Origin of the sequence: Paenibacillus sp. EKM206P (assembly GCF_011066155.1) — a bacterium.
Classification (GTDB): Bacteria; Bacillota; Bacilli; order Paenibacillales; family Paenibacillaceae; genus Paenibacillus; species Paenibacillus polymyxa_D.
Genome location: NZ_JAAMNQ010000004.1, coordinates 137844 through 163607, shown reverse-complemented (window position 1 = coordinate 163607; position 25764 = coordinate 137844). Strand labels below are relative to the sequence as shown.

The following is a 25764-nucleotide window of genomic DNA, read 5'->3' as shown; positions in this document are numbered from 1 at the left end:
ATGCGGAAGAACCACCGAAGGATGAAAAATCCAGTGCGGTGGTTCTTTTTTTTCACTCGTCTTGTATGTCATCATTATAGGGGGAGGCGATGAAGGATGTTCCAGGATTTCAAGCTCGTCAGTGACCGCCCGGTCTCGATACAAGTAAAAGAATACGTCAATCGTTTAATTATAAAAGGGGCGCTTCAGGCGGATCAGAAGCTACCTTCCACACGAGAAATGAGCGTTCTGCTTAAGGTGAGCCGAAATACAGTCATTGCAGCCTATGAAGGCTTGGAGGATGACGGGTTTACGTATGCGATTCCCGGAAAGGGTAGTTATGTGGCCGCCATGGTGGGTCGGTCGGATGTAGATAACGGAGGGTCTGACAGCTCTGCTACCTGGGAGATCGACTGGAAGGCAAGAATGAACGAATATGCTGTATCGGCTGTTGATCTGGATATGATGAAGCAGGGCATTCGTGCCCAAAAAGGAACTATCTCGTTCACAAGCATCGCTCCCGATGAGCAGCTGTTTGATCTGGGGGATGTAAGGCGAGCTTTTATGGATCGGATGGCAATCGAAGGACAGGTGCTGCTCAACTACGGCTATGCCAAGGGCTACAAGCCGCTGATTGATTACCTGATGCATTATATGGAGAACAAGGGCGTCGATATAATTGGCAAGGATATGCTGATTACAGGCGGGTTTACAGAAGGCTTTGACATTGTGCTGTCGGCTTTACGCCCTTCTGCACGCCCCGGAGCGGCAATTTGTGAAAATCCGACCCATCACACAGCGATCAAAAATTTGAAATTGCAAGGATTTGAGATTACCGGCATTCCGATGGAGTGTGACGGTATTGATGTGGAGCGGCTAGAGGAGGTACTGCAGACCAATAGCTTCGATTTGGCTTATTTAACTCCTTCCTATCACAATCCGACAGGCATCGTCATGTCGCCAGCAAAGCGCAGCGCTGTTATGAAATTAATGATGCGCTATCAGATTCCGGTGATTGAGGATGGATTTAATGAGGAGCTGCGCTACTCGGGAGCGCATGTTGCGCCCTTAATAGCGACAGCAGGGCAAGGGAACGGAGTAATCTATATTGGCAGCTTCTCCAAGGTGCTGTTCCCTGGCTTGCGAGTAGGCTGGGTGCTTGGAGACCGAGCACTGATTGACACTCTGGAAAGCATTAAGCGTGCGCGTACCATTCATACCTCAACAATCGATCAATCGATTTTATACCAATATATGCTTAACGGAAATTTCGATAAACATGTAAAGAAAGCACGTACAGAGTATAAGCGCAAATATGAGCTGACAAAGGCATGCTGTGAAGCACATCTTCCTGAGGCGCAGGTGTCTGGTGACGGGGGCTTGCATTTGTTCCTTACCTTCCCGGCAGGTGTGAATACACGCCAGCTGTTAGAAGCTTGCAACGAACAGGGCGTCATTTTTACACCGGGAGACAAGTTTTTTATTCAAGAAGGCGAAGGGACGAATACATTGCGGCTTGGGTTTTCACGAGTAACGGATGAAAATATCGAACGGGGTATTCAAATAATCGGCAAACAGGCGCGTAACTTTCCTAAGGTATAAGGATTAAGAAAAGAGCTATGGAGATGAAATATTGTTCTGGAGAAGCACCAGCGATCGGAAGAACAATCCGTAGCCACATAATAATTTTGAAGAAAAATGAGGTGCCATGATGAAAATTGGCGTTATTATGGGCGGTATTTCCTCTGAGCGTGAGATTTCTCTGCAGACAGGTCAAGAGATGATCAATCATTTGGATCGAAGCCGTTATGAAGTGGTTCCAATTGTGATCGAGCAGCGAGCGGATTTAATCACGCAGGTTCAGCAGGCCGGCATCGATATTGCGCTGCTGGCACTGCATGGTCAGTATGGCGAGGACGGCACGGTGCAGGGAGCGCTGGAGACGCTGGGCATTCCGTATACAGGCAGCGGTGTCTTGGCAAGTAGCTTATGCATGAATAAGCAGTTGTCCAAGACGCTGCTGAAGGGCGCGGGTGTGCATACGCCTGCAGGTTTTTGCTGGCAGGGGATGGACGATTATGATCCGCAGGTAGTGGAGCGTCTGGGCTACCCGGTTATTGTGAAGCCGAATACGGGGGGATCCAGCATCGGAATCCAGCTTGTACAGAATGAGAAGGAGCTGCTACCGGCTGTTCAGGAGGCTTGCAGCTTGGATCAAGCGATTTTGATTGAGCCCTATTATAAAGGGACCGAGATTACCTGTTCGATCGTAGACGGCGAGGTATTGCCGATTATTGGTATTAGCTCCGCTCGTTCGAAGTGGTTCGACTACAAAGCTAAATATGAGGTCGGTGGCGCTAAGGAGGAGGTGATCGAGCTTCCTCCCGTAATTGAGCAGCGTGTGCGCGAGGCGGCACTGGCCAGCTACCGACTGCTGCAATGCAAGGTCTATGCAAGGATCGATATGATTTTGTGTCAGGATAGGCCTTACGTGCTGGAAGTGAACACATTACCAGGAATGACCGCCAATAGCCTGCTTCCGAAAAGTGCGGCAGCTGCGGGTATAACTTTTACACAGCTGCTGGACCATATTATTTCCAGTTCGCTCCATGAGCGGAAACAGGAATGGGGGGTGGCGTAATATGTTTATTGAAAAGGGTACAGGGCGGTTTGTATCCTCGCGTGTACGGGATATTCGACCATCGGGAATTCGCGCTTTTTTTGATCTGAATGCAGCTGGAGGAGATACAATCGCCCTTGGGGTCGGAGAGCCTGATTTCGTTACACCGGAAAAGGTGCGTGAAGCTTGCATTCAGGCATTGCATGAAGGACAGACGAAATATACTTCGAATGCCGGCTTGATAGAGCTGCGGGAGGAGATCTCTGCTTATTTTTCCGGCAGCTTCGCGCTTTCTTATGATCCTGAGCACGAAATGATCGTGACGGTGGGGAGCAGTGAAGCCGTCGACCTGGCGCTGCGAGCAGTGATCGATCCAGGTGACGAGGTGCTGATTCCAGCACCAAGCTATATTGCCTATGAACCCATTACCCATCTGCATGGCGGTAAAATTGTAGAGGTGGCGGCTACGGCAGAGGAGCAATTCAAGCTGACCCCGCAAGCGCTGCAAGCGGCAATTACACCTCATTCAAAGGTTTTAATGATCAATTATCCCTGTAATCCGACTGGAACAGTTATGACGAAGCAGGATTGGCTACCGATTACAGAACTCATCATCAAACATAATCTGGTCGTCATTTCGGATGAAGTGTATGCCGAACTGACTTACGGGAGAAAGCATGTCAGTATCGCCTCTTTGCCGGGCATGAAGAAGCGTACGATTGTCATCAGTGGTTTTTCCAAAGCATTTGCGATGACAGGCTGGCGGGTAGGCTATGCGTGCGGTCCACGTGAACTGATTGCCGGCATGCTGAAAATCCATCAGTACACAGCCATGTGTGCGCCCACCATTGCACAGATTGCCGCGCTGGAATCATTGCGCCATGGCTTGGCTGCCAAGGATGAGATGATGGCGAGCTACAATGAACGTCGCAAACTGTTTGTGGCCGGCTTGAATGCAATCGGGCTTGCTTGTCATGAGCCTGAGGGGGCTTTCTATGCCTTCCCTTCAATTACTTCTACTGGCATGTCATCTGAGCAGTTTGCACTTCGTATGCTGAAGGAAGCGAAGGTGGCGGTCGTACCGGGACATGTATTCGGATCAGGCGGAGAGGGCTTTATTCGTTGCTCATATGCTACCTCGCTCGTCGATTTGGAGAAGGCGCTGGAACGGATGGAAAGGTTTATGCAGGTAATGCAGCCGGTATGATGAACAGGGTTAATAACTCAACTTTTGCTGAACGTTTTCATAAAATATTTTACAAATACCTTTATGATTTTCGAAAACATAAAGGTATTTTTCTGATCAATGTAGTGGATATTTTCGGATGTATTTACCCAAAGCCCGAACGTTCAGCTTTGGAGTTAACTGGTGGAACCCTGCTTTTAAATGCGCTATCGATGAATTAAATATATTCGAATGTGCGCTTCCTCCTTCACAGGTGGCAGAACTGGCAGAGGTGAAATAAGTCCAGGCAGGTATTTGTTGCTAAGCCAAAAAGCGAGTCTGTTCAGGTGCGAATGTGAAGCTCACATGAATTCTCCGAGAGATTCGCACCTCAGATTTTGTCGAATTATATCGAATGTGAACAAGTTTTAAACGATCGCAAGAGGATGAGGTAATATTAGATGCGTTTTTGCCAAAATAACGCTAGAATGTTATTTAAATAGGGGGCATTTGACCCATTTTCGCTGTCGCACTCTATATGAGTGCGTGGATTGAAATGAGCCTTTGAGGTAACCTATGGTTCGAATGGTTGGGTCGCACTCTATATGAGTGCGTGGATTGAAATGCACAGAATCGGCTTATTCACTGGTGCAGCATCAAGCGTCGCACTCTATATGAGTGCGTGGATTGAAATCCGTATAAACTCGAATTCTAAATAATCTCCTCTAGTCGCACTCTATATGAGTGCGTGGATTGAAATCGAAGATGACGAAACGGTTCGAAAGACCATTAACCGCGTCGCACTCTATATGAGTGCGTGGATTGAAATATTGAGTTTGATTGCTGATTACTTAAATACAACAGTGTCGCACTCTATATGAGTGCGTGGATTGAAATTACTCAGGTATTGCATTCGTTGCCTACGCTACAGTCGCACTCTATATGAGTGCGTGGATTGAAATAAATAGTCCGGTTGTACGAAAATAAACAAAGCAATGGAGTCGCACTCTATATGAGTGCGTGGATTGAAATCACCAGTAACGGACTATTTTGATCTGACTATTAACGTCGCACTCTATATGAGTGCGTGGATTGAAATCTCCATGGTACAGCCGAGTTTTTGGGCTGCTCGGGCGTCGCACTCTATATGAGTGCGTGGATTGAAATTTATCTTTTACAGGCGGCTTTTCCGCCTGTTTAAGTCGCACTCTATATGAGTGCGTGGATAATGACGTAGTAGCCTCGTCACCTGGTCACATAAAGTGGTGACCGGATCATGAAGCAAATCCGAGAAGTGGAGGAACTGGACATATTAGCGGTTTGGAGGGGACGACGGTGGTTCAGTACAATTCCGTGTGGGATGATCTGATCTTGCAGCAAAAAGATGATTTTTACTTCCATGGACGCCATAAACGCCCGCCGTTAGATAACGTGAATACCCTATTATCTTTTGTCTATACACTGCTGTCCAACGATATGAAATCCGCACTGGAAGCTGTCGGTCTCGATGCTTATGTAGGTTTTCTGCTTAGAGATCGTCCAGGGCGAGCCTCCTTGGCATTGGATGTGATGGAATTAGAGTATGAATTACTACATTTTCGCTGTCGCACTCTGTATGGAGTGCGTGGATTGAAATTTTATAGGTAGTAGGGGGTGTATCCCCCTTAAAGCTCGCACTCCATGTGAGTGCGTGGGTGGTATGAAAAAGAAGGCTTGTTTCGTGGCCTACCCAGCAGTGAATAGTTGCAAATCTCTTTTTAACGGATTTCTCATTCGACAAATTTCCTCTTACTTTTATGAAACAATTACTTAACATTTACAATGGTTGAAGTATAAATTAAGGTGGGAGTTGCTTATGAGGGTTTCCATGAGTAAGGTTCTAAAACGTTATGCAACGATTCTATTGAACTACGCAATAGTGATAGGGGCATTTTACGCTTTGGGATATCAGATGAGCGCTATGGGAATCTATGCAATTCTGACAGGAATTGTGACTGGAGAAATAATCAACTTAGCATTATCAATGCGAGAGAAATGAACCTATGTATCCCTTGATTACATCAAAATCAGGGGATTTTTCATTTGATTAAGAGGTTCAACAGAGTTATTACCTGGGAACTCTATATCATTTACTAATAGTAAAGAATATGGAGAAATGAAATAGTCATGTCAACTCTGTGAAACCTTTTATTTCGGCAATCCAATTTCACTTTTGCTATTCGTTTTCACAATCTTCCGTGATTTTTAAAATAATGGAATTTTATGTGAAGGATGGTTAAGACTTGAAGCATACACCTACGATTTCAGCGGAGTTTGAGGATTATCTAAAACAAAATGATATGACGTTGAGTCAATTTGCCGAATATTCAGGGTTCATCAAAGAACGCTTAGTCATTGGATTACTCAGCATCGTCCTGTTTCCGTACAGCAGCTGGACCAAATTACTGTGGCTATGGATTTGCCAGAAGGCTATTTTTACGATCTATACATAGAAAATTACATCATTGAACTTTCACCGAATTTTAGGCGAATCGAGCCATTATTGTATCGTTGTGCGGAGCTGGACAAGCTGGATGCAATCCGACGAATGGTTGGAGATATCATGGATAATCCGCTGTATGCGACTAGGCTATTCGATGTTGCAGAAGCATTATTTGAACAGGGACAACATGCTGCTGCGCTTCCTCTCTATGAGAATGTCGCAGAAGTGGAGAAATATCAGCATTCTGAACGCTTGGCCATCTGTCAATATCGTATATTCACGATTCAAGTTGGAGATGATCAGAGCCTTAATCTCAAGGCAGCCACACTGTTTGAACCCTTTGTGGAACGTCTGGATGAAATAGATCAGCTTGATGCCTTAAAGGATTTGGCGAATGTGTATCGTTCTTTGCGCTTATGGGATCGGCTTGATGTGACAGCACGCAAAATGAGAGGTAAAGCGGAAATCCAATATGCGCTAGAGCATCAGCAGAAAAAACGAAAGCCTGCACTTGAAAAGAAGCTAAGTCGTCCTTTGTTTGTGTATATCACCTATGCTGATTTATTGTGTGCAAGCGTCTGTGAAGCCCAAAGTAATTACCAACAAGCTCTACAATATACATACGCCTACGTTAATTTAGAGTGGGTCAAAGAGACGGACGAGGATACTCTGCATTGGATTAAACTATTTCAAAATTGGGCGCTATGTAATACTTACGTTAATAAATTATTATCCGGAGATATAAGTGTGCTTCCGGATTACGTTGAATATATTAGTGTATCATCAAATACCACTAAAGAAATGGTTACTCAATTATTGAATATTATGATGGCGGCTAACCGATTTCAAGTTGATGTGGATGACATACTTCAACAGTTCGAAACGGAGATTGATTCGATCACCCAACAGCAATTATCTGCTGATATGTACACTCATCAAGTGGTTCCAGAACAATCAACACGTTTTAAATATGAACTGGCTAAACACTACTTAAATAAAGGTAATTACTCATATGGATTTAAATACTTACTAGACGTTTTATCTAAATCATTAGTCATTAACAAAGAAGCCTTTTTCATTAGCTGCATAAAATTATTTGAGCAGTTCAAACAATTTGCAGACTTTAGACTGTGTACAAAGTATGAGAGTTTAGTTAGAGAAGGGCGAAAAGAAAGATTATTTTATTATTAGAAGTAATCAATCATTTCTCAGTGTTGATCCCAAGCTGAATAAATAAAATATATTTGGATTTTAAGTTCAGCTTGTGGGAGTCTGTTGGGATTTTAAATAAACATAAAACGTCAAAAAGTGCCTCTGGAATGCTCCAGAAGCACTTTTTTTGTCGAGTAAATTATCAAAAAATCCAAAAGTTTACGTTTTGTATTAGCATATGACACAGAAGGGGGAATCATGCTGATGAATCCAGGTGTGACTTTACTTCGTGTCGAACGGACCAGAAAAAGACTGTACCAAGTCCAGAAGAAGTACGGATTTTTAACGCATCCCAAAGTGATTGAACAATCCATGAAACTGGATAAACTATTGAATCAATACCTAACCTGTAAAATGAAATCTTAGCTAATATGTATGCTTGACGCGCTTTTAAAGCAAGAAGACGAACTCCAATCTCCAAACCCCGATAAAATTCTAAATCCTATACTATGAAGAGGTGATAACGTTGCTGAACAAACGAAATCCTGTAACCCCTTTCGGGTGGAAAATCAAAGAAAAGCTAGTCGAGAGGCAAATGGATCAGAGAACATTTTGTGATACCTACCATATTCCTGCTAGCCGCTTGTCTAATCTCATTCATGGAACACGTAAGACCAAAAAATATAGAGTACAAGTATCTCAATTGCTTGGGATCGAAGAATAACCCTCTTTCTCCTTTATGGATACAGGACATCCTAATGATATGTAAGCTACAGTGGCAAAGGACTCCAGGTTTCTTTAATATAGAGTGTACATAGGAAGCTTAATACAAGAGTGGAAAGGATCGATGGAAATGTTCTCCAGAATGGCAGAGCAGAAGATTGCCGAGGCAATGGCCAAAGGTGAGTTTGATCATCTACCGGGAGCGGGCAAGCCACTGGTCATCGAGGATTTGTCACATGTTCCAGAGGAGCTGCGGATGTCGTACAAGCTGTTGAAGAATGCAGGCATTTTACCGAAAGAGCTTCAGCTGCAAAAGGAATGTGTCCAGTTACGTGATTTGCTTCACGCTTGTCATGAGGCGGGAGAGCAAGAGCGGATCAGTCGCAGGCTGACTGAAAAATCACTTCGTCTCCGTATGCTGCTGGAGAAAAGAGGGCTGGATACGTCGTCTGTATTTTATGAATATGAGTCCGCTATGCGTAAGCGACTGGAGGAATAGAAGCGAGAGGAGCGAAGGGCGGAAGGCCCTTGCCCGTACACTTTAATTTCTACGCTTTACCTCATTACTGTTGCAGTGCAGATAATCTCGTGAGGCATTGCTTCGTCAGGATGACGGATTCTTTGGGCAGTTTGTCTAAATGAAAGTCATCGATTAAATCTACTGCCTTCACAGGCACCGGTGAATCCAGCAGCCCGGAAAAATAGGCGAGCCAGCCAATGACTGCTTCCGGTGTGACCCCTTGTCGGCGCATAGCTCGGAGTGCTACACCACCATGTCGTTTGGCCAGCCTTCGTCCATCAGGGCCTAGGACAAGGGGAACGTGTGCGAAACGTGGCGGCTGCAACCCCAAAGCTTGGTACAGCAATAGCTGACGGGGCGTTGAATCGAGAAGATCATACCCGCGGAGTACGTCGGTCATATGCATATCCGCATCATCGACAACGACAGCCAGCTGATAGGAAAACATGCCGTCCGCTCGTTTGACGATAAAATCGCCCCCCTCTGCCGCACCGAAGGCCACATGACCTGCTACCTGATCATGAAACGAAATAACGGCATCTGGATATTGCGGTACTTTAAAGCGAAGTGAAGGGAGTTTATATTGTGCTTTGGCTACGGCATCTTGAGAGCTAAGGCTACGACATGCCCCCGAATACGCAGGCCCTTCACCAGACAGTCCATGCGGAGCATGAGCGGCAGCCAGAATGTCAGCTCGACTGCAAAAACAAGGATACAGTAAATCTTGCCTCTGTAGTTTCTCCAATGCAGACTGGTAGCGTTCCAGCCGCTGGCTTTGAGTGTAGGGGCCGTAGGGACCGCCTACGTCGGGTCCTTCGTCCCAGTCCAGACCAATCCAGCGCAAATCTTCCATACTCCCTTGCGCCAACTGGCTGCGAGCTCGCGTCATATCAATATCTTCCATGCGCAAAATATAGGTTCCGCCCAGGGAACGAACGTGCAGCCAGGATAATAAGGCGGTACGAGCATTTCCTAAGTGTATCCATCCCGATGGTGTTGGGGCAAATCGCCCTCTGATGGGTTGGGCCTGTAATTCCATACGAAAGTGACCTCGATTCTGTGTTCCGTCCTTCAGCAATCCATATCAAATATATTATAAAACGATCTTGCCGTGAGTGCATCCCGATAGGTATAGAAGCTAAAGACGAAGCATACATAGCCGCGATGATCAGACGGGAAATTTAAATATCTGTATAATAGATTTAGAAGAATTATGTATGACAGACCGAGGAGAAGTTCCAGAGGGCAGCTTAACCTTTTCTATTCAATAATTACAGGTAATGAAAAATTCACAATAATAAAAGAACTAAAACTTAGATTCTACGCATCAAGCGTATCATTGGAGAGATTTCATTGACAGATAAACAACTGCCTATTATGCAAGTGATCCCCGAGCTTAAACATACACTGCAATCTCATTCGGCGGCGGTACTGATTGCACAGCCGGGAGCGGGGAAAACGACGGTAACACCGCTGGAGCTACTGCATGAGCCGTGGCTGGTAGGGCAAAAGATAATTATGCTGGAGCCGAGGCGTTTGGCAGCACGTGCAGCAGCAGCACAAATGGCAAAAACGCTGGGAGAGCCCACCGGAAAGACGGTGGGCTACCGGGTTCGCATGGATACAAAAGTAGGGCCAAACACGCGGATTGAGGTGGTTACGGAAGGCGTACTCACCCGGATGTTGCAACATGATCAGGCGTTGGAGGGAGTCGGGCTGATTATTTTTGATGAGTTTCATGAACGCAGCCTGCATGCAGACTTGGGATTGGCACTTGCTCTACAAAGCCAGGCGTTGCTGCGACCGGATTTGAAGATATTGATCATGTCTGCCACCCTGGAGGCAGAGCCTGTATGCAGACTATTAGGGGATGCGCCATTGCTGGAATGTCCAGGCACTGTATTTCCGGTAGAAACCTTTCATATGTCCAAACCTTCGTCAACTTCATTAGAGTCCTTTACGGCTGAGACGGTAGAAAAGGCACTTCATACTCATGAAGGTGATCTGCTGGTGTTTTTACCAGGGGCTAGAGAAATTCACAGAACGGAACGAGAATTGGCTTCAAAGCATTTACCAGCACATGTCAAGGTCATTCCGCTGTATGGGAGCATGAAGCTGGAGCAGCAGGATGAGGCAATACGCCCGTCGGCTTCGGGCAGTCGAAAAGTGGTATTGGCCACCTCGATTGCCGAGTCTAGCTTGACCATAGCGGGGATCACGGTGGTGATCGATAGCGGACTGTCGCGGGAGTCGGTATTTTCCGCGCGGACCGGTATGAGCCGTTTGACCACCGTTAAGGTGTCCAAGGCCTCCGCCGACCAGCGGCGCGGACGGGCGGGGCGTCTCCAGCCGGGCGTATGCTACCGGATGTGGAGCGCGCAGGAGCATGCAGCGCTCCCCGAAGCCAGCCGCCCGGAGATCGCGGCGGCGGATCTGGCCCCGCTCGCGCTGGAGCTGGCGGCCTGGGGCGTGCGCGAGCCCGCCGAGCTGGCCTGGCTGGATGCCCCGCCTGAGGCCGCGTACGGCCAGGCCACAGGTCTGCTGCACCAGCTCGGCTGTCTGGATGAAGCAGCCGATGGCACTACAGGCGTCATCACCGCGCATGGGCGCGAGGTGTCCGCCCTGAGCACGCACCCACGCCTCGGGCACATGCTGTTGCGTGCAGCAGCCCTTGGCCTGGCCCTGATTGCCAGCCGTCTGGCTGCGCTGCTGCAAGAGCGGGACCCGTTCCGCGCCCATGGCGGAACGGATTTGCGCCCGCGGCTGGATGCCCTGCGCGAGGCGACCCATGCCCGCAGCACGCACAGCCTGCTGCGGACGGCAGACGATACGGTGATTCGCCGTATCGTGCAAGAGAGCCGGCAGTTGCTAGCCTCGCTGCCGACAGTAGTCGCAGCGCAGGACGAGCCTGACGGCTCCGCGGCTTGCGGGCTGCTATTGGCCTTTGCGTATCCGGATCGGATCGCGCAGGGCCGAGGGGACGGCCGCTTTTTGCTTAGCGGCGGCCGGGGCGCGCGACTCCGACAAGTGGAGTGGATGTCGCGTTCATCCTATCTCGTCGCCGCCGAAGTGGACGACGAGGGAGCAGATGGTGCCATTCAGTTGGCGGCACCGGTTGAACTGCAAGAGCTGACCCAGCATTGCAGCGATTTGTTGCTGGAACAAGCCAGCGTATACTGGGATAGCTCCGCCTCAGCAGTGAGAGCCCGCAAGGTACTGCGACTGGGCTCACTCGTCTTAAAGGAAACGTCCTATGAGCGACCTCCGGCAGAGGAAGTTGCTGCCGCCTTGATGCAGGGTGTCCGTGAACGCGGTCTGAAGCTGTTGTCATGGAATCGGCAAACCCTCCAGTTGCAGGCTCGTTTGATTTTTATGCACTTCTCAGCGCCTGAAGACTGGCCGGACTGCACGGAATTGGCATTGCTGGATTCACTGGAATCGTGGCTGTTGCCTTTTGCTCTAGGAGCCAAAAACGTATCCGATCTGCAACGGCTGGACAGTGCTGCATTGCTGCTTGGCAGGCTGGACTGGGAACAGCGGCAGCAGCTTGATCAGGAAGCGCCGACGCATATCCGTGTACCCAGCGGTTCCCGCATTCCTGTCGATTATTCGAATCCTGAGGCACCAGCGCTGGCCGTACGACTACAAGAATTGTTCGGTATGAGGGATACGCCTCGTATTGGACGCGGACGTGTGCCCATTGTATTGCATTTACTGTCACCTGCCCAGCGACCTGTCCAAGTGACGTCCGACTTGTCCAGCTTCTGGAGCGAGGCTTATTTTGAAGTCAAAAAGGACCTGAAAGGCAGATATCCCAAGCATTATTGGCCGGATGATCCACTGGAAGCTGTGGCGACCAACAGAGCAAAGCCAAAGCGTTAAATAGAAGCTGTTTTATGCTAATCGACTTTTTGAATTTTTGTAAAATCGTTTAAACGTCATAATAGCGGGGTAATGAAAAACGAACCACTCAACACTAAAATATTGGGAGGCAACTATCATGGCTAATAACTTAAACGATTATAATGAAAAGAAGATTGTTGGTGTTTTTGATACAGAGCAGGAAGCATCTCGTGCGATAGGACAATTGCAGAGCAAAGGAATCCCAAGCAGTGAAATTTCTGTGATCACCCGTGACCGTGACGAGTTGAGGACGATTAGTGAAGAGACAGGCACCAAAGCACCGGAGGGTGTAGCGACCGGTGCGGCTACCGGCGGCGTTGTAGGCGGCGTTGCTGGGCTGCTGGCGGGCATCGGGGCCTTGGCTATTCCAGGTATCGGACCAATCCTCGCTGCTGGACCTATCGCGGCTACCCTTACCGGAGCAGCTGTCGGAGCGGGAGCAGGTGGCTTGGTCGGTGGACTGGTCGGGCTGGGTATTCCGGAAGATGATGCACGTCAATACGAGACTTACGTCGATCAGGGCAAGATTTTAGTGCTGGTGGACTCCGCTGACCATAACAGGGATGTTTATGATATTTTCCGCACCAACCGTTCGCTGAATGCGGATCGTTACAGAACGTATGATGATACGTTGGCAGACACGCCGCGTACAGATGCATACACAGATACGAGAAGGAACCTGTAAAAACCTAACGGCTAGTTGAGAACGTGATTTAACAGGCTTTCCTATCTCCTTTGTATATGGGTTGTTTCTACAGCAGCAGTCTCCCCGAGAGGGAGGACTGCTGTTTTTACATATTTGTGGATCATAGAATAAATCTGAGATAAATGATGCTAAGCTTGCCGTTGGCACGTTTAACCTTCTATATATTTTTACAGAATTGTCGTTATAATAGATTGAGGATTTTGAAAAAATCCTGGATTTATAAATTGCTAGATGTAACAGGAGAGTGGCATGAGTCAAAAAGAGAGAATTTCCGAAGTCGCTTTGCTGAGAGGGCTGGCTTTTGCGGCCGTTGTTCTTCAGCATTCCGTCGCACACTATGCGGTTGCGCAGGGGGCGCGCGTCCAGGACGGGGTATTGATGACACTTTTACTGCTGTGTTCCAAATTTGCAGTTCCTGTGTTTGTATTTATCACTGGAATGGTGCTATTTTACAATTATGATGGAGCCTTAAAGTACGGAACGTTTTTACGTAAAAGATTCCTGGACATCATCGTTCCTTATATCATATGGTCTCTTTTATACGAATTGGGAAATCAGCTTGCTCAAAGTGGAGGATATATTCACCCGCTGGATTTTTTCCAGAAGCTGTTGAACGGGAAAAGTAGCTATCATCTGTGGTACATCGTAATGATTATTCAATGTTATGTGTTATTTCCTGTGTTTCGTTATGCTGTCCGTCGTTTGTCTGCGCTACTGCCATCAACATGGCGACCCGCTGCATTGGCTGTATTCGGCGTGCTATATATTTTGCTCATGTTCGCCGTTGGACCCGTATACCAAGCGATGGATAAGCTCCAGCTTCCGGTCATTACCTCTTGGTTTACCCTGTATGCTGACCGGAATGTGATCTACTTTTTCTTTTATTTTGTGCTGGGAGCGGCAGCCGGGATGAACGTCAAGCGTTGGAATGCATGGGTAACCAAAGCACAAATGATATACTGGCCGTTGTTTATCGTAATTACTGGCTACTTGCTGTATGAGATGATCGGTCAGTTCCAGACACCGCAAGGTACAGTTCTTTCCTTTAACTATTTGTCTCTGCTGCGTCCGGTCATGGCTGTATATTGCGTCGCGTCTATTTTTGTAGCTTATCGGGTAGCGACGTGGATTGCTCATAAGGGGGGACGTGCGGCGAGTATGCTGACGGCCATCGGAACGTTGTCCTATGGAGCGTATCTCATGCATGCCTTTATGCTGCGTGTGACCTATTATTTTGACGAGACGTTGTTTGCAGACTGGAGCCACGTTCTTCGTATGCTGGCTTCATTCGTTCTCTGTATGATCTTTTCCGTTGCCGGAACATGGCTGCTGGCACGTTTGCCTCTGGGCAAATGGATCGTGGGGCTTCGGGTTCGTCCTCGCCCGACTGGGAGTCCGCCAGCCGTACAAAAGCAAGCTTGATTTGATAATCCAATCACATATGTTCACAAGAGTATCCCAAAGCCAAGAAATAAGGCCAAGGGATACTTTTTTAACTGATATTATATTATTTCAACATATGAAAAGTTCATAATAGTAAACCATAAACTCATTTCTCAGCACTTCGCACACTACTCTATATCGCCTCATTCTATATCTCTCGCCATCTTAAAACAGGTCACAAGGGATGGAGAGTTCTCATAAGCTCTCATATCATCAAAGGAAATAGTCTATGGACGCAGAGTGGTTTATAATGGAAGGTAAGGTGTATGAATAAGGTGTGGAGGAGGCTGTGAAATGGCGTTTATGATATCCCAGCGGGCTTTTATCAAAATTTATCTGATCACAATGGTGGAGAGGCATCGCGGTTATGGATATCAGATGCTCGAATCGATGAAGGATGAGTTTAGTGGGTTTGGATATGTTCCGCCTCAGAGCGAAGTTTACCGGGCGCTGCATGAGCTGGTACAGGAAGGCGTTTTTTACCGTACCAAGCGATTGAAAGGAACAGACCCGCGCGTGGATTTTCAGGAGATTGTACTCTATCACTTTACAGATGATGGGGAGGAGAAAGCCCGACTGTACAAGAAGCAGGTCAAAGCTGATTTGGACCGTTGCTTAGGTATGCTGCACAAAGCGGAACAAGACAACTATTCCTAACCACGAAAGGATGAGAATGATGGGTAGAAAGCTGAAATGGGGAATTTTAGGCACTGCGGAGATCGCCCAAATCGCTGTAATTCCTGCGATTCAGCAATCCGAACGCGGAGAAGTGCTTGGGATTGCTAGTCGTAATGCGGATAAAGCTGCTGAGGCCGCCCGGGAGTTCGATATTCCAAAAAGTTATGGAAGCTATGATGAACTGTTGGCTGATCCCGAAATCGGAGCGGTGTACATTCCGTTGCCAAACCATCTGCATGAAGAGTGGACCATTCGGGCGGCGGAGGCTGGGAAGCACGTTTTGTGTGAAAAACCATCTTCTCTTAGCTCGGCCGGTACAAGCCGCATGATTGAAGCATGTCAACGTGCAGGAGTGATCTTTGCAGAGGCTTTTATGTATCGTTATCATCCCAAACATCGAAGAATTAAGGAAATTATCAATAGTGGGGAAATTGGTGACATTCGCGGCATCCATTGCACGTTTACGTTTAACAATACCGATCAGGCAGATAATGTGCGCTTTAATAAAAACATGGGCGGCGGCTCGCTATATGATGTGGGTGTCTATCCGATATCAGCCGCTCGTATGTATTTGGATCGGGAGCCGGAGGCAGTGACGGTACATGCCTTATTTTCCCCGGAGCATGACAACGTCGATATGATGGCTTCCGGCTTGCTGGAATTTCCGGGTGGAATCAATCTTACTTTCGATTGTGGCATGTGGGCAGCCAATCGTTCCAACATGGAAATTCTCGGTAGCAAGGGTACGATTGCGATGCCCAAAATGTTCGGCTGGGAAAGAACGTCTGTGGTACCGCAAATTTTCGTCCACGTCGGTTCGGTTACGCGTGAGGAACGTCTGAAAGGTTTTAATTCTTTTGAACTGCAAGCGGATGCTTTTGCTAAAGCAGTGCTTGACGGTGTCCCGTTGCCGTATGAGCCAGAAGATGCGGTGAGCAATATGAAGGTGATCGATGCTTGTATTGAGTCAGCTCGCAGTCGGAAACGGATAGAAATTGGATAAGCGGTGTACCGTATTCCTAGAAGATCTAAAAAAGCAGCCTTGTCAAAAGGACAAGCTGCTTTTTTAGATGACAAATACATAGGTATTTTCAATAAGTCTTTGGGCATTCGAGCATCACATATTTTCATCATAATCTGTGACATCACGCTTGGCGGCAGTTGCAGGTGAGTTCGATGTACCGTATTTTTCCACGGCGTCCCATGCGCCCGCATCATCAAATCGTCCTGCATTCCGTTGGCGAACCTCACCTGCACCCTTGGGCGGCGGAGTCATGACCTGTTCCTCTACCGGACGGTCATTCGATAATTCTCGAGTTGGCGTGTGCTCGACGGTATAGGCTGTATATGGAATGGCTTGTAACCGTTCAAAAGGAATTTCTTCCCCGCTCTCCACACAAATTCCGTATGTCCCATCCTTTATCCGCTGAAGGGCTGCATTGACTTGCTCCAGCTCGTCTTGCAGCGAATCATTAATCGCCATATCACGGGACCGTTCAAAGGTTTCTGTCCCTATATCAGCGGGGTGATTGTCATAGGACGAGAGCTCACCTGTGGAATCTGTCAGTGTTTCTCCCAATTGAGCGTTTGCCTGACCGTTTTGTTCAAAATGCTTTTCTAAATCCTTTTTCTGCTCCAACAACATATGTTTCAGCTCTGCAAGCTGCGAATCGTTCAAATGATTCATGATCATCTCTCCCCTTCGTGGTCTGTATAAGTGACACGTATGCTCTTTTATACCCGTTCATAGGGCCGGGCAATCAGCAGAGACTTTTATTCCCAGCCTAGAATGTGATATAAAAAGAATAGTGTGTTAAGGAGGGAATAACCGATGGATGAACATATGAAGCGTCGTCTGGATAAGCAAAAGCAGTTGTTTAAACAACTGGGCATTCAGCTGGACGCGCTCTCCATTCATGAGAAACAGTTTAAGAATAAAATGCGCGGCTATGATCCGGACGAGGTAGATGCCTTTCTGGATGAAGTGATCAAGGATTATGAACGCTTTTATGCGAATATAGCCGACCTGATGGACAAGTGGCAGGAGCAGCAGGCAACCATACGTGATTTGAAAAATGCACCCAAGCCAGCGGCCGACCTTAATGGACTTGACCGTCGTCAACTGGAGGATATCGTAAAACAGTTGGAATATAGTGTGCGCCAATTAAAGGTGCGAGTACGTCCTGAAAATGACTATTTTCCGGAGTAAGGTGCAGTTAGCACTGTGTTGGTGCCTCTATTGTGGTATGATGGAAACAAGTATTTTATCAAACATTTAATGAGGCACACACATAAAGGTGGTTAACATGAGTACCCATTTTTCCGTTAGTATCCATTGTCTGCTTCTTCTGGCTGAAGGGGCACCGGAGCGAATGACATCGTCACTTATAGCTTCCAGCATCAATACAAACCCGGTAGTTGTGAGAAGGATTATGAGCCGCCTCAAGCAAGCGGGTTTGGTTGATTCATCGCCTGGAGCACGCGGCTTTCGTCTAAGCATGTCCAGTTCAAACATCAATCTGAAAATGATCTATGAAGCGACTAAGGATGAAGGTCCGTTGTTCGCCATCCACACCGATAGCAATCTTAATTGTGAGGTAGGCAGGAACATAGACGCATTGTTGGATGGTTTATATACCGTGGCAGAGCAGAAAATACAGACGTTTTTCGAGACCGTTACGCTGCGAGATTTGGAGCAGGCACTTCAGCAGCGCGTGGGGCAACAAAGTTCATCTGTGTAAAGACGCTGGTAAGGAGCAATTAATATGAAAATCATCGTACTTTCAGACACTCATATGCCGCACAGAGGCAAAACACTGCCTAGTCGACTGGTACAGGAGTTAAAAGGCAGTGACCTCATTCTCCATGCCGGAGACTGGACGGATTGGTTCGTATATGAACGTCTAGCTGAATTTGCGCCTGTGCAAGGCATTGCCGGAAACAATGATGGAGTGGACATCGTGGAGCGTCTAGGCTATCAGCGAATCGTTGAAGCCCAAGGCAAGCGGATCGGTATGGTTCACGGTCACGGCTGGCGAGGAACGACAGAAAATATCGCATTGAATACGTTTAAGGGAGAAACGCTGGATTGTCTGATTTATGGACATTCGCATATTCCGGTGGTCAAAACGATTGACGGTCAGCTTGTCCTTAATCCGGGGTCTCCGACGGACAAACGCGGCCAAGACGAATATTCATTTATCGTGCTGACGATTGAAGCTGATCAGATGGAAGCACAGCTTGTTCTTTATCCAGATAAACATTGATTTAAAACCAACAACTGTTGATTAAAGGGGAAGCTATGGCTATTTTTGAATTAGAACCAATGAAGCATCATGTGTTGATCTGCAATGGAGGCACATGTATGCGACATGAGGGTGAAGAAGTTACACAGGCAATTCGGGATGAAATTCGTAAACAAAATGCAGAAGCATATATTCACACGACCAGAACTCGCTGTAATGGGCGTTGTCATGATGCTGCGGTTGTGATCGTATATCCTCAAGGGGACTGGTATGGTCAAATGACCCCCGACTCGGGGACTCAACTGGTGCAGAAGCTCGTAACGGGAGAGAAGCTGGAACCTCATCTTTTTTATGAGTGTACAGGTCAATCCAGTTCGGAATAATTCAATCAACCATCTATAAGTACATGAGTAGAGAAAATCTTTGCAGAGATTTTCTCTTTTTTGCGTTTAATCCCCGATGTGAAAGGTAAAAGTATACTGTGGACACCAATCCGATAGGGAGGGAAGTAAAATGGCCCCATTTGAAGATAACCTGTACGATCAGAATCAGCAGAAAGGACAGACGGGGAAAGGAACAACGGAGTCTAAACATCAGAAACAGTCGATCAATCGAGATCATGCAGAGCAGTATCCGACAGAGCAGGAAAGCTTGTTCGACCGTTTTGAGATCGAGCAGACGGTAGACGCCATTCCTGTAGAGGATTTGAAGATGGAAAGACAGGAGGAGAGAGACAAGGATGCAACCAAGCACACCTCTTCCAGTGAGAAAAAATATAATAGTGGCGTATAATTATCAACTAACTGGTAATATTTAAAAAGAAAACTCTTGACTTTAAGATATATGTAATGTATATTAAGTTACGAAAAGTAATTAATTTTTCTCAGGAGGTAACAAAATGGCTAAAGACTTCTTCACAGCTCTGAAAGACAGACGCTCCTATTATGGTATTAGCAAAGAACAGGTCATTTCTGACCAACGGATTCAAGAGATTGTAGAGGAAGCTGTTAAGTACACACCTACCTCGTTCAACTCCCAAACTTCACGTGCTGTAGTGTTGCTCGGAGAGCATCATGATAAACTGTGGAATATTACAGAAGATATTTTACGTGAGGTTGTAGGCAATGAGGAGCAATTCAAGTCTACTGCCGAGAAAATGAACGGTTTCCGCAGCGGATACGGAACAGTCTTGTTCTTTGAAGACAATAACGTGGTGGCTGGTCTGCAACAACAATTTGAAGCCTATGCGGACAATTTCCCAATCTGGTCCAACCAATCTAATGGTATGTTGCAATTGGTAGTATGGACGGCTCTGGAGCAAGAAGGACTGGGGGCATCCCTTCAGCATTACAACCCATTGATTGATGAAAAAGTGAAAAACGAATGGAACATTCCTGAGCATTGGAAACTGATTGCTGAAATGCCATTTGGTAAACCGACATTCCAACCAGGTGAAAAAGAATTCCAGCCTGTTGAAGAACGCGTAAAAACATTTAAATAATTATAATTTTCACGATAAAATGACGATTCAGGCTCGACCTGGTAAAGCACTGTGGGTATCCACAGTGCTTTTTGTCATTCCATTTTTAAGGCATATAAGCTTTGATATGTACGGACACAGGGGTTAATTCATCCGTTAGTGGGTGATATTATGTTTAAAATTGGATGAGAAGTTTACATAGGTGTTATTGCGATTTTATGCAGATGTCTAGGATAACGCGCATTCAAAGGAGGAAAAGTGATGAACTATGATTGCATTATTGTTGGTGGGGGAATTGCCGGATTGCAAGCAGCGATTCAATTGGGGAGATACAGCAGTCATCGAGTTCTAGTGATAGATTCGGGCTATGGTCGATCTACGCTATGCCACCAGTATCATAATATTTTGGGCTTTCCTGACGGAATTTCTGGTGAAGAGCTGCGACGGCTTGGACGTAATGAAGCTACAAAACTAGGTACTGAGTTTATTGTAGGGAAGGCGGTAAAAGCCGCCAAAAGGGATGAGCTTTTTGACATTCAAGTGGAGGAAGGCTCCGTGTATTCGTCAAAGACGCTGCTGTTGGCGACAGGGCTAACGGACCGTTTTCCAAAACTGGATGGGTTACAAGCCTGCTTGGGCAACGGTGTATATGTGTGCCCGGATTGTGACGGTTATGAGGTTCAGGATCGCAGTACGGTCGTCATGGGGGCAGGCAAAGCAGGAGCTTCCATGGCTCTGATTTTATCAGCGCGCACCGATCAACTTGTATATGTCAATCATGAGCGTTCAGAGGTGCCGGACGAGCTGAGCGAAAAGCTGCGGGAAAAAGGGATTGGCTATAAGGAAGCCGCTATTTCTGAGATTATAACCGGAGAACCGGGCTGTTTTGAAGGAGTGCGGCTGGCCGATGGACAAGTAGTTCGAGCAGAGCGGGGCTTTTTAGCTTTTGGCAGCAATCATGTTCATTCAGAGCTGGCAGAGCAACTGGGTGTACATCTGCTGCATAATAAGCACATTGAAACTCATCCTCGCAGCAAAATGACAAATGTGGAAAATGTGTGGGTAGCCGGGGACTTAGGAGTTCATGCCGAGCAAGCGACTGTGGCGATGGGAGAAGGAGCTATGTCAGCGATTTGGATACACAAGGTATTAACGGGTATGAAAACAAAAGTACCGCAGCTCTGAGAGCTGCGGTTTAGAACGATGGGCGTGTACTCGTTGGGAGATGAAGTTCAAAGCGTTTTAATTGATCGCTCATGCCGTACTTACGTAAAATTTCTGTCTGTTTGTTGCCGATAAGATCAAAATGCGGATAGGCCTGACGTTGATGAATATATTGGGGGTCCAATCCGTTATGGTTGCACCATAAGCGCAGCTTGTCCAAATCAGAACATCCCACCTTGGTGACGGTTGTAATGCCTGGAAAGCGATCATCCAGCCAGTAATGTGTCAGAAAAGCAATTTCACCACGACTGACCTCTCTTTTCCAGGCCATAAGCTCCTGCCGGGTAATGCCAAATGCCATCGTTCTCTTCCTTCCTTGGCTCAGACTGAAATCATGAGCTGCTGCGTGGTTGTTCCATTATTTTCGTACTGTAGTCTGTATTATGATCCACATGGGGTAACACAATAACAGGAGACCATGTGTGACGATCTCCTGTTAGAAGTTAAAGCCATCTCTCGGCCCAGCTCTCCACACCATTCAATGCATCACCTAGCTCTTTACCCTTGCGTGTCAGCGAATACTCGGTACGCACAGGCCGCTCTGTGATGACATTGCGAAGGATCAGGCCGGAAAGCTCTAGTTCCTTGATGCGTTCGTTCAGCATGCGTTTGCTAAGATCGGGTATGGAGACGTGAATTTCACTAAATCGTTTGGGATGTTCCATCAAAGTATGAATGATGAGAGCGGTCCATTTTTTGCTGATGATCTGAAAGGACTGTTCCACCTTACCGCACAAAAGCTTAGGCTGCCTGTCGTCGCTCATCTGAATCCCCTCAATTTCATTGTTGTTTTAAACAGTATACTAAAAGTAACTCTATATACCAATAGTAACTATAACGATTTGTGTCAACTGTGACATATTTAACATTTTTTTCTCTTTCCTTTCGTCAATCATACCACAGAAAACGTTATCATTACAGGATATATCGAATGTTCACGATTTCGCTAAAATTTGATTGACTTGCCCCTTATTTTGGGTGTATTATGGGTTACGTTAATTCCTCAGGTAACTTTTAATAACCTCATCTTTATAATGGGAAGAAGGAATAATTCATGGATTCAATGACATTTGTCTTATTTGGAGCGACAGGGGATTTGGCTAAACGTAAAATTTACCCTGCCTTGTATAATTTGTTTGTAGAAGGTAAAATTCCGGCTTCCTTTTCTGTAATTGGGATGGGGCGTCGTGAAGTGGCAGACGAGCAATTTCAAAGTAATGTAGAGCAATCCATTAAGGATTTTTCCAGACACGTGAATGAAGACCGTGCACAGATGGATCAGTTCTTAAGTGCTTTCCGTTACAGCGCATTGAACGTCAACCACCCGGAAGATTATAAAAAGCTGCTACAGCTTGCTGAGCAACGTGAAAATGACTTGGGAATTCCGGGGAACCGCATGTTTTACTTATCGGTGGCACCGGAATTTTTTGATGTGATTGCCCTCAATATTCGGGAGAGTGGTTTAGCTGAAACAAAGGGTTGGAAACGGCTCATTATCGAAAAACCATTTGGACACGATCTGGAATCCGCACGTGAGTTGAATGATCGCCTGAGCAGAACCTTTGCTGAGGATGAGATTTATCGTATTGACCATTACTTAGGCAAGCCCATGGTTCAAAACCTTGAAGCCTTAAAATTCGCTAATCCGTTGCTTCAAGGAATATGGAACAATCAGTACATCGCCAATGTGCAAATTACCGCTTCTGAGACTGTAGGAGTAGAGGAGCGAGCAGGATACTATGATCACTCCGGCGCTATTCGTGATATGGTACAAAATCACATGCTGCAGGTATTGATGATGGCGGCTATGAACAAGCCGGGACATGTCACGGCTGACCAGGTGCGTGACGAAAAAAGCAAGGTTATGGACGCGCTTCGTGCACTTGATCCTTCTGATATTGCTTCCAGCGTGGTTAGAGGCCAATATACCAACGGTGAGATCAACGGAAAAGCAGTTCCTTCCTATAAAGAAGAGCCGGATATCGGACCTGATTCGCAAAATGATACTTTCATTTCAGCTCGCCTATGGATTGACAACGAACAATGGTCGGGTGTGCCGTTCTATATTCGTACCGGCAAACGCATGAAAGAAAAATCTACTCGTATCGTCGTGGAATTCAAAAAGGACAGCACAGATCCTTATGCCGCTCAAGGGCAACCGACTGACCCGAACCTGCTGATCATCCATGTTAACCCGGATGAAAAGGTAACGCTGCGTCTGAACAGTAGAGACCCGCTGAACAATGGTCAACTGGAGACGGTTCTGATGAATTATCATTCCGAGGCCAAGGATGTACCAGAAGCCTATGAGCGCCTCATCTTTGATGCGCTACGCGGCGATTCCACCTTTTTTGCTCATTGGAACGAAGTTGAGCTTTCGTGGGTGTGGGTTCAACCTGTACTGGAAGCTTTTGCTCGTGGTGAGGTTCCACTTCACACGTATGCAGCAGGCTCTTACGGTCCAGAAGCTTCAGATCAATTGTTAGAGGAGCAAGGCTTTACATGGTGGTTGGATGAAAAGTCCGAAAGCTCTGAGAAAGCAGTCGTTCGTTCTTAACACTTTAAGAAAGTATATACAAAATATGTTTGCTATGGCAGGAGGCCTTTACTATGCAAGTAGGATTAATTGGTTTGGGAAAAATGGGCTTGAATCTCGGAAAAAATTTGATCGATCATAAGCATGAACTTGTCGCTTACGACGTCAACGCAGCCGCAATCCAAGAAATGAAGGATTATGGAGCTAAAGGTGCTTCTACATTGGAAGAGCTTGTACAGGCAACTCAATCCCCTAGAGTATTATGGATTATGGTTCCTCACCAAATTGTTGATTCTGTGCTGGATCAGCTTCAACCGATGTTGTCCAAAGGGGACATCATTATTGAAGGTGGTAATTCTCATTACAAAGAGTCTATTGCTCGTCATGCCCGCTTAAAAGAACATGGTATCAGCTTCATGGATGCTGGAACTTCAGGCGGGATGGAAGGCGCACGCAATGGCGCTTGTTATATGATCGGTGGCGATCCGGAAGCTTGGGCGGTTGTTGAGCCTGTTTTCCGCGACACAGCAGTGGAAAATGGATATTTGTACGCAGGTAAATCCGGAAGCGGACATTTTCTGAAAATGGTTCATAACGGTGTGGAATACGGCATGATGGCTTCCATCGGTGAAGGATTTGAAGTGCTGGAAAAAAGCAACTTTGACTTTGATTATGAACAAGTAGCGCGTGTGTGGAACAACGGTTCTGTTATCCGCTCTTGGTTGATGGGCTTAACTGAACGTGCATTCTCCAAAGATGCAAACCTGGACGAAATCCGTGGGGTTATGCACTCTTCTGGTGAAGGAAAATGGACGGTTGAAGAAGCGTTGGACATTCAGGCTGCTACACCAGTTATTGCCTTGTCCCTGCTGATGCGCTACCGGTCTCTTGATGCGGACACGTTCAACGGGAAAGTGGTTGCTGCACTGCGCAATGAATTTGGCGGTCACGCGGTAGAAAAGAAGTAATAACAATATAAGCTAGTATCTATCCCCGTAGCTTTACAACTGCGGGGATATTGCTATATGTTTTGGCGTTTATTGGATTTTTGCATAACCTGCATATGCATATTTTTCCTTGTATATCCGCACAATAGGTGAAAAAGGCGGAAGGGTGAATAGCATATGTGCAAAAGGTTTTCGTTATCGGCTGATTTAGATGAGGTGAGGGATCACTTTGGTATACAACGGGTGATGTATTATTACAAAACACGCTATAACATGAGTCCTACTCAGCATGTTCCAATTGTGTTGCATCAGGATGGAGAGCGGGTACTTGATGAATTTCGTTGGGGATTTATTCCCTACTGGGGCAAGGATTGTGTCAATGCAGACTTAAATACGGTTCGGGTAAATCCGAGTTATCGCAAGATGGCGGAAACCCGACGCTGTATCATTCCATGCAATGGATTTTATTATTGGCGAAAAGTAGGCAAACGCATGTGTGCTGTAAGGGTGGTACTGCCGGAACAGAAGATGTTTGCGATCGCGGGGCTATATGAAGTATGGCATGATAGTCGTAAGGAGCCTTTACGCACCTGTACGATGATGACAGTTCATGCTAATACGGATATACGTGAATTCGATACCCGCATGCCAGCTATTTTGGAAGCTGATCATATAGATTCATGGCTGGATCCGTCTGTCCAGAACATAGATGAGCTGCTGCCTCTATTGCGCACGTATGAGCAAGGCGACATGAACATCTATCCAGTGACCCCGCTGGTGGCCAATGATGAACATGATAACCGTGAATGTATTCAGGAAATGGATTTGCAGTGGTCCTGGATTAAACCTTAAACGTATGGAGATTTTCATCCATTATTGATCATAAGCTTTCCGCCACCTGCATAGGTATGTATTGGGGAACAAGCGTCATGATCCGGGGAGAGGGGAAACGGCCGAAGGA

Annotated in this window: 26 protein-coding genes, 2 pseudogenes and 1 CRISPR repeat array; of the genes and pseudogenes, 24 read left to right on the top strand and 4 right to left on the bottom strand. The window is 46.6% G+C overall.

Annotation, left to right across the window (positions count from 1 at the left end):
• Positions 1 to 96: 96 nt before the first annotated feature.
• The 9 genes and pseudogenes from G9G53_RS10550 to G9G53_RS10505 all read left to right on the top strand — a co-directional run bounded on the left by G9G53_RS10550 (position 97) and on the right by G9G53_RS10505 (position 8620).
• Positions 97 to 1581: an aminotransferase-like domain-containing protein gene (locus G9G53_RS10550; protein ID WP_165147443.1), complete on the top strand. Its 1485-nt coding sequence runs from the start codon at positions 97 to 99 to the stop codon at positions 1579 to 1581.
• 109 nt (positions 1582 to 1690) lie between these two features.
• Positions 1691 to 2620 carry a D-alanine--D-alanine ligase gene (locus G9G53_RS10545; protein WP_165147440.1) on the top strand — a complete coding sequence of 310 codons (930 nt, stop codon included), beginning with the start codon at positions 1691 to 1693 and terminating at the stop codon, positions 2618 to 2620.
• Between the two features lies 1 nt (position 2621).
• A complete protein-coding gene (locus G9G53_RS10540; protein WP_165147437.1) occupies positions 2622 to 3806 on the top strand; it encodes an aminotransferase class I/II-fold pyridoxal phosphate-dependent enzyme in 1185 nt (394 codons plus the stop codon).
• 118 nt (positions 3807 to 3924) lie between these two features.
• Positions 3925 to 4065, top strand: a complete 141-nt coding sequence (locus G9G53_RS10535) for a hypothetical protein (RefSeq protein WP_185156351.1) — start codon at positions 3925 to 3927, stop codon at positions 4063 to 4065.
• A gap of 225 nt (positions 4066 to 4290) precedes the next feature.
• A CRISPR array of direct repeats spans positions 4291 to 4997; the repeat unit is 32 nt; unit sequence GTCGCACTCTATATGAGTGCGTGGATTGAAAT.
• A 43-nt stretch (positions 4998 to 5040) separates the two neighbouring features.
• A pseudogene (gene cas1 / locus G9G53_RS10530) lies at positions 5041 to 5339 on the top strand (CRISPR-associated endonuclease Cas1); the annotation flags it as partial.
• 707 nt (positions 5340 to 6046) lie between these two features.
• Positions 6047 to 7437, top strand: a pseudogene (locus G9G53_RS10520) (helix-turn-helix domain-containing protein).
• A 219-nt stretch (positions 7438 to 7656) separates the two neighbouring features.
• Positions 7657 to 7824, top strand: a complete 168-nt coding sequence (locus tag G9G53_RS10515) for an aspartyl-phosphate phosphatase Spo0E family protein (RefSeq protein ID WP_165147432.1) — start codon at positions 7657 to 7659, stop codon at positions 7822 to 7824.
• Between the two features lie 103 nt (positions 7825 to 7927).
• Positions 7928 to 8122: an XRE family transcriptional regulator gene (locus G9G53_RS10510; RefSeq protein WP_165147848.1), complete on the top strand. Its 195-nt coding sequence runs from the start codon at positions 7928 to 7930 to the stop codon at positions 8120 to 8122.
• 123 nt (positions 8123 to 8245) lie between these two features.
• Positions 8246 to 8620, top strand: coding sequence for a DnaJ family domain-containing protein (locus G9G53_RS10505; RefSeq protein ID WP_165147429.1), 375 nt, complete (start codon positions 8246 to 8248; stop codon positions 8618 to 8620).
• A gap of 64 nt (positions 8621 to 8684) precedes the next feature.
• Here G9G53_RS10505 and gluQRS read toward each other — a convergent pair whose 3' ends face one another.
• Complete coding sequence (gluQRS, locus tag G9G53_RS10500) at positions 8685 to 9680, bottom strand: tRNA glutamyl-Q(34) synthetase GluQRS (protein ID WP_029517083.1); 996 nt, start codon at positions 9678 to 9680, stop codon at positions 8685 to 8687.
• A 314-nt stretch (positions 9681 to 9994) separates the two neighbouring features.
• On the opposite strand from gluQRS, the gene hrpB reads away from it, so the two are divergent.
• From hrpB to G9G53_RS10475, 5 genes are all read left to right on the top strand, one after another.
• Complete coding sequence (gene hrpB, locus G9G53_RS10495; protein WP_039273477.1) at positions 9995 to 12523, top strand: ATP-dependent helicase HrpB; 2529 nt, start codon at positions 9995 to 9997, stop codon at positions 12521 to 12523.
• Between the two features lie 118 nt (positions 12524 to 12641).
• The gene (locus tag G9G53_RS10490; RefSeq protein ID WP_029519034.1) at positions 12642 to 13229 is read left to right on the top strand and encodes a general stress protein; all 588 of its coding nucleotides are present in this window, start codon (positions 12642 to 12644) and stop codon (positions 13227 to 13229) included.
• A 270-nt stretch (positions 13230 to 13499) separates the two neighbouring features.
• Positions 13500 to 14672, top strand: coding sequence for an acyltransferase (locus G9G53_RS10485; protein WP_029519036.1), 1173 nt, complete (start codon positions 13500 to 13502; stop codon positions 14670 to 14672).
• 315 nt (positions 14673 to 14987) lie between these two features.
• Positions 14988 to 15350 (top strand): helix-turn-helix transcriptional regulator, encoded by a 363-nt coding sequence (locus G9G53_RS10480; protein WP_013310011.1) that lies wholly within the window; start codon positions 14988 to 14990, stop codon positions 15348 to 15350.
• Positions 15351 to 15369: 19 nt separating this feature from the next.
• Positions 15370 to 16374: a Gfo/Idh/MocA family protein gene (locus G9G53_RS10475; RefSeq protein WP_029519037.1), complete on the top strand. Its 1005-nt coding sequence runs from the start codon at positions 15370 to 15372 to the stop codon at positions 16372 to 16374.
• Between the two features lie 114 nt (positions 16375 to 16488).
• On the opposite strand, the gene G9G53_RS10470 is transcribed toward G9G53_RS10475, so the two are convergent.
• A complete protein-coding gene (locus G9G53_RS10470; protein WP_029519038.1) occupies positions 16489 to 17058 on the bottom strand; it encodes a TraR/DksA C4-type zinc finger protein in 570 nt (189 codons plus the stop codon).
• A gap of 144 nt (positions 17059 to 17202) precedes the next feature.
• On the opposite strand from G9G53_RS10470, the gene G9G53_RS10465 reads away from it, so the two are divergent.
• From G9G53_RS10465 to G9G53_RS10435, 7 genes are all read left to right on the top strand, one after another.
• Positions 17203 to 17580: a DivIVA domain-containing protein gene (locus G9G53_RS10465; protein WP_023988297.1), complete on the top strand. Its 378-nt coding sequence runs from the start codon at positions 17203 to 17205 to the stop codon at positions 17578 to 17580.
• A gap of 97 nt (positions 17581 to 17677) precedes the next feature.
• Positions 17678 to 18112: an Rrf2 family transcriptional regulator gene (locus G9G53_RS10460; RefSeq protein ID WP_029519039.1), complete on the top strand. Its 435-nt coding sequence runs from the start codon at positions 17678 to 17680 to the stop codon at positions 18110 to 18112.
• A 24-nt stretch (positions 18113 to 18136) separates the two neighbouring features.
• The gene (locus G9G53_RS10455) at positions 18137 to 18637 is read left to right on the top strand and encodes a metallophosphoesterase family protein (protein WP_165147426.1); all 501 of its coding nucleotides are present in this window, start codon (positions 18137 to 18139) and stop codon (positions 18635 to 18637) included.
• 35 nt (positions 18638 to 18672) lie between these two features.
• A complete protein-coding gene (locus tag G9G53_RS10450) occupies positions 18673 to 18999 on the top strand; it encodes a (2Fe-2S) ferredoxin domain-containing protein (protein ID WP_165147423.1) in 327 nt (108 codons plus the stop codon).
• 130 nt (positions 19000 to 19129) lie between these two features.
• Positions 19130 to 19408, top strand: coding sequence for a hypothetical protein (locus G9G53_RS10445; RefSeq protein WP_165147420.1), 279 nt, complete (start codon positions 19130 to 19132; stop codon positions 19406 to 19408).
• A gap of 106 nt (positions 19409 to 19514) precedes the next feature.
• Positions 19515 to 20117 carry a nitroreductase family protein gene (locus tag G9G53_RS10440; RefSeq protein WP_025722870.1) on the top strand — a complete coding sequence of 201 codons (603 nt, stop codon included), beginning with the start codon at positions 19515 to 19517 and terminating at the stop codon, positions 20115 to 20117.
• A gap of 240 nt (positions 20118 to 20357) precedes the next feature.
• A complete protein-coding gene (locus G9G53_RS10435; RefSeq protein ID WP_165147417.1) occupies positions 20358 to 21281 on the top strand; it encodes an NAD(P)/FAD-dependent oxidoreductase in 924 nt (307 codons plus the stop codon).
• A 10-nt stretch (positions 21282 to 21291) separates the two neighbouring features.
• Here the strand turns inward: G9G53_RS10435 and G9G53_RS10430 are convergent, their stop codons facing one another.
• Both G9G53_RS10430 and G9G53_RS10425 read right to left on the bottom strand, forming a co-directional pair.
• Positions 21292 to 21621, bottom strand: a complete 330-nt coding sequence (locus G9G53_RS10430) for a hypothetical protein (RefSeq protein ID WP_069010239.1) — start codon at positions 21619 to 21621, stop codon at positions 21292 to 21294.
• Between the two features lie 142 nt (positions 21622 to 21763).
• Positions 21764 to 22084: a winged helix-turn-helix transcriptional regulator gene (locus G9G53_RS10425; protein ID WP_007430161.1), complete on the bottom strand. Its 321-nt coding sequence runs from the start codon at positions 22082 to 22084 to the stop codon at positions 21764 to 21766.
• A gap of 290 nt (positions 22085 to 22374) precedes the next feature.
• Here G9G53_RS10425 and zwf point away from each other — a divergent pair, with 290 nt between their 5' ends.
• The 3 genes from zwf to G9G53_RS10410 all read left to right on the top strand — a co-directional run bounded on the left by zwf (position 22375) and on the right by G9G53_RS10410 (position 25655).
• On the top strand, positions 22375 to 23877 hold the full coding sequence (gene zwf, locus G9G53_RS10420; protein WP_069010238.1) for a glucose-6-phosphate dehydrogenase: 1503 nt from the start codon (positions 22375 to 22377) through the stop codon (positions 23875 to 23877).
• Between the two features lie 53 nt (positions 23878 to 23930).
• Positions 23931 to 24824, top strand: a complete 894-nt coding sequence (gene gnd, locus G9G53_RS10415) for a phosphogluconate dehydrogenase (NAD(+)-dependent, decarboxylating) (RefSeq protein WP_029519049.1) — start codon at positions 23931 to 23933, stop codon at positions 24822 to 24824.
• Between the two features lie 156 nt (positions 24825 to 24980).
• On the top strand, positions 24981 to 25655 hold the full coding sequence (locus G9G53_RS10410; protein WP_165147413.1) for an SOS response-associated peptidase: 675 nt from the start codon (positions 24981 to 24983) through the stop codon (positions 25653 to 25655).
• Positions 25656 to 25764 lie beyond the last annotated feature (109 nt).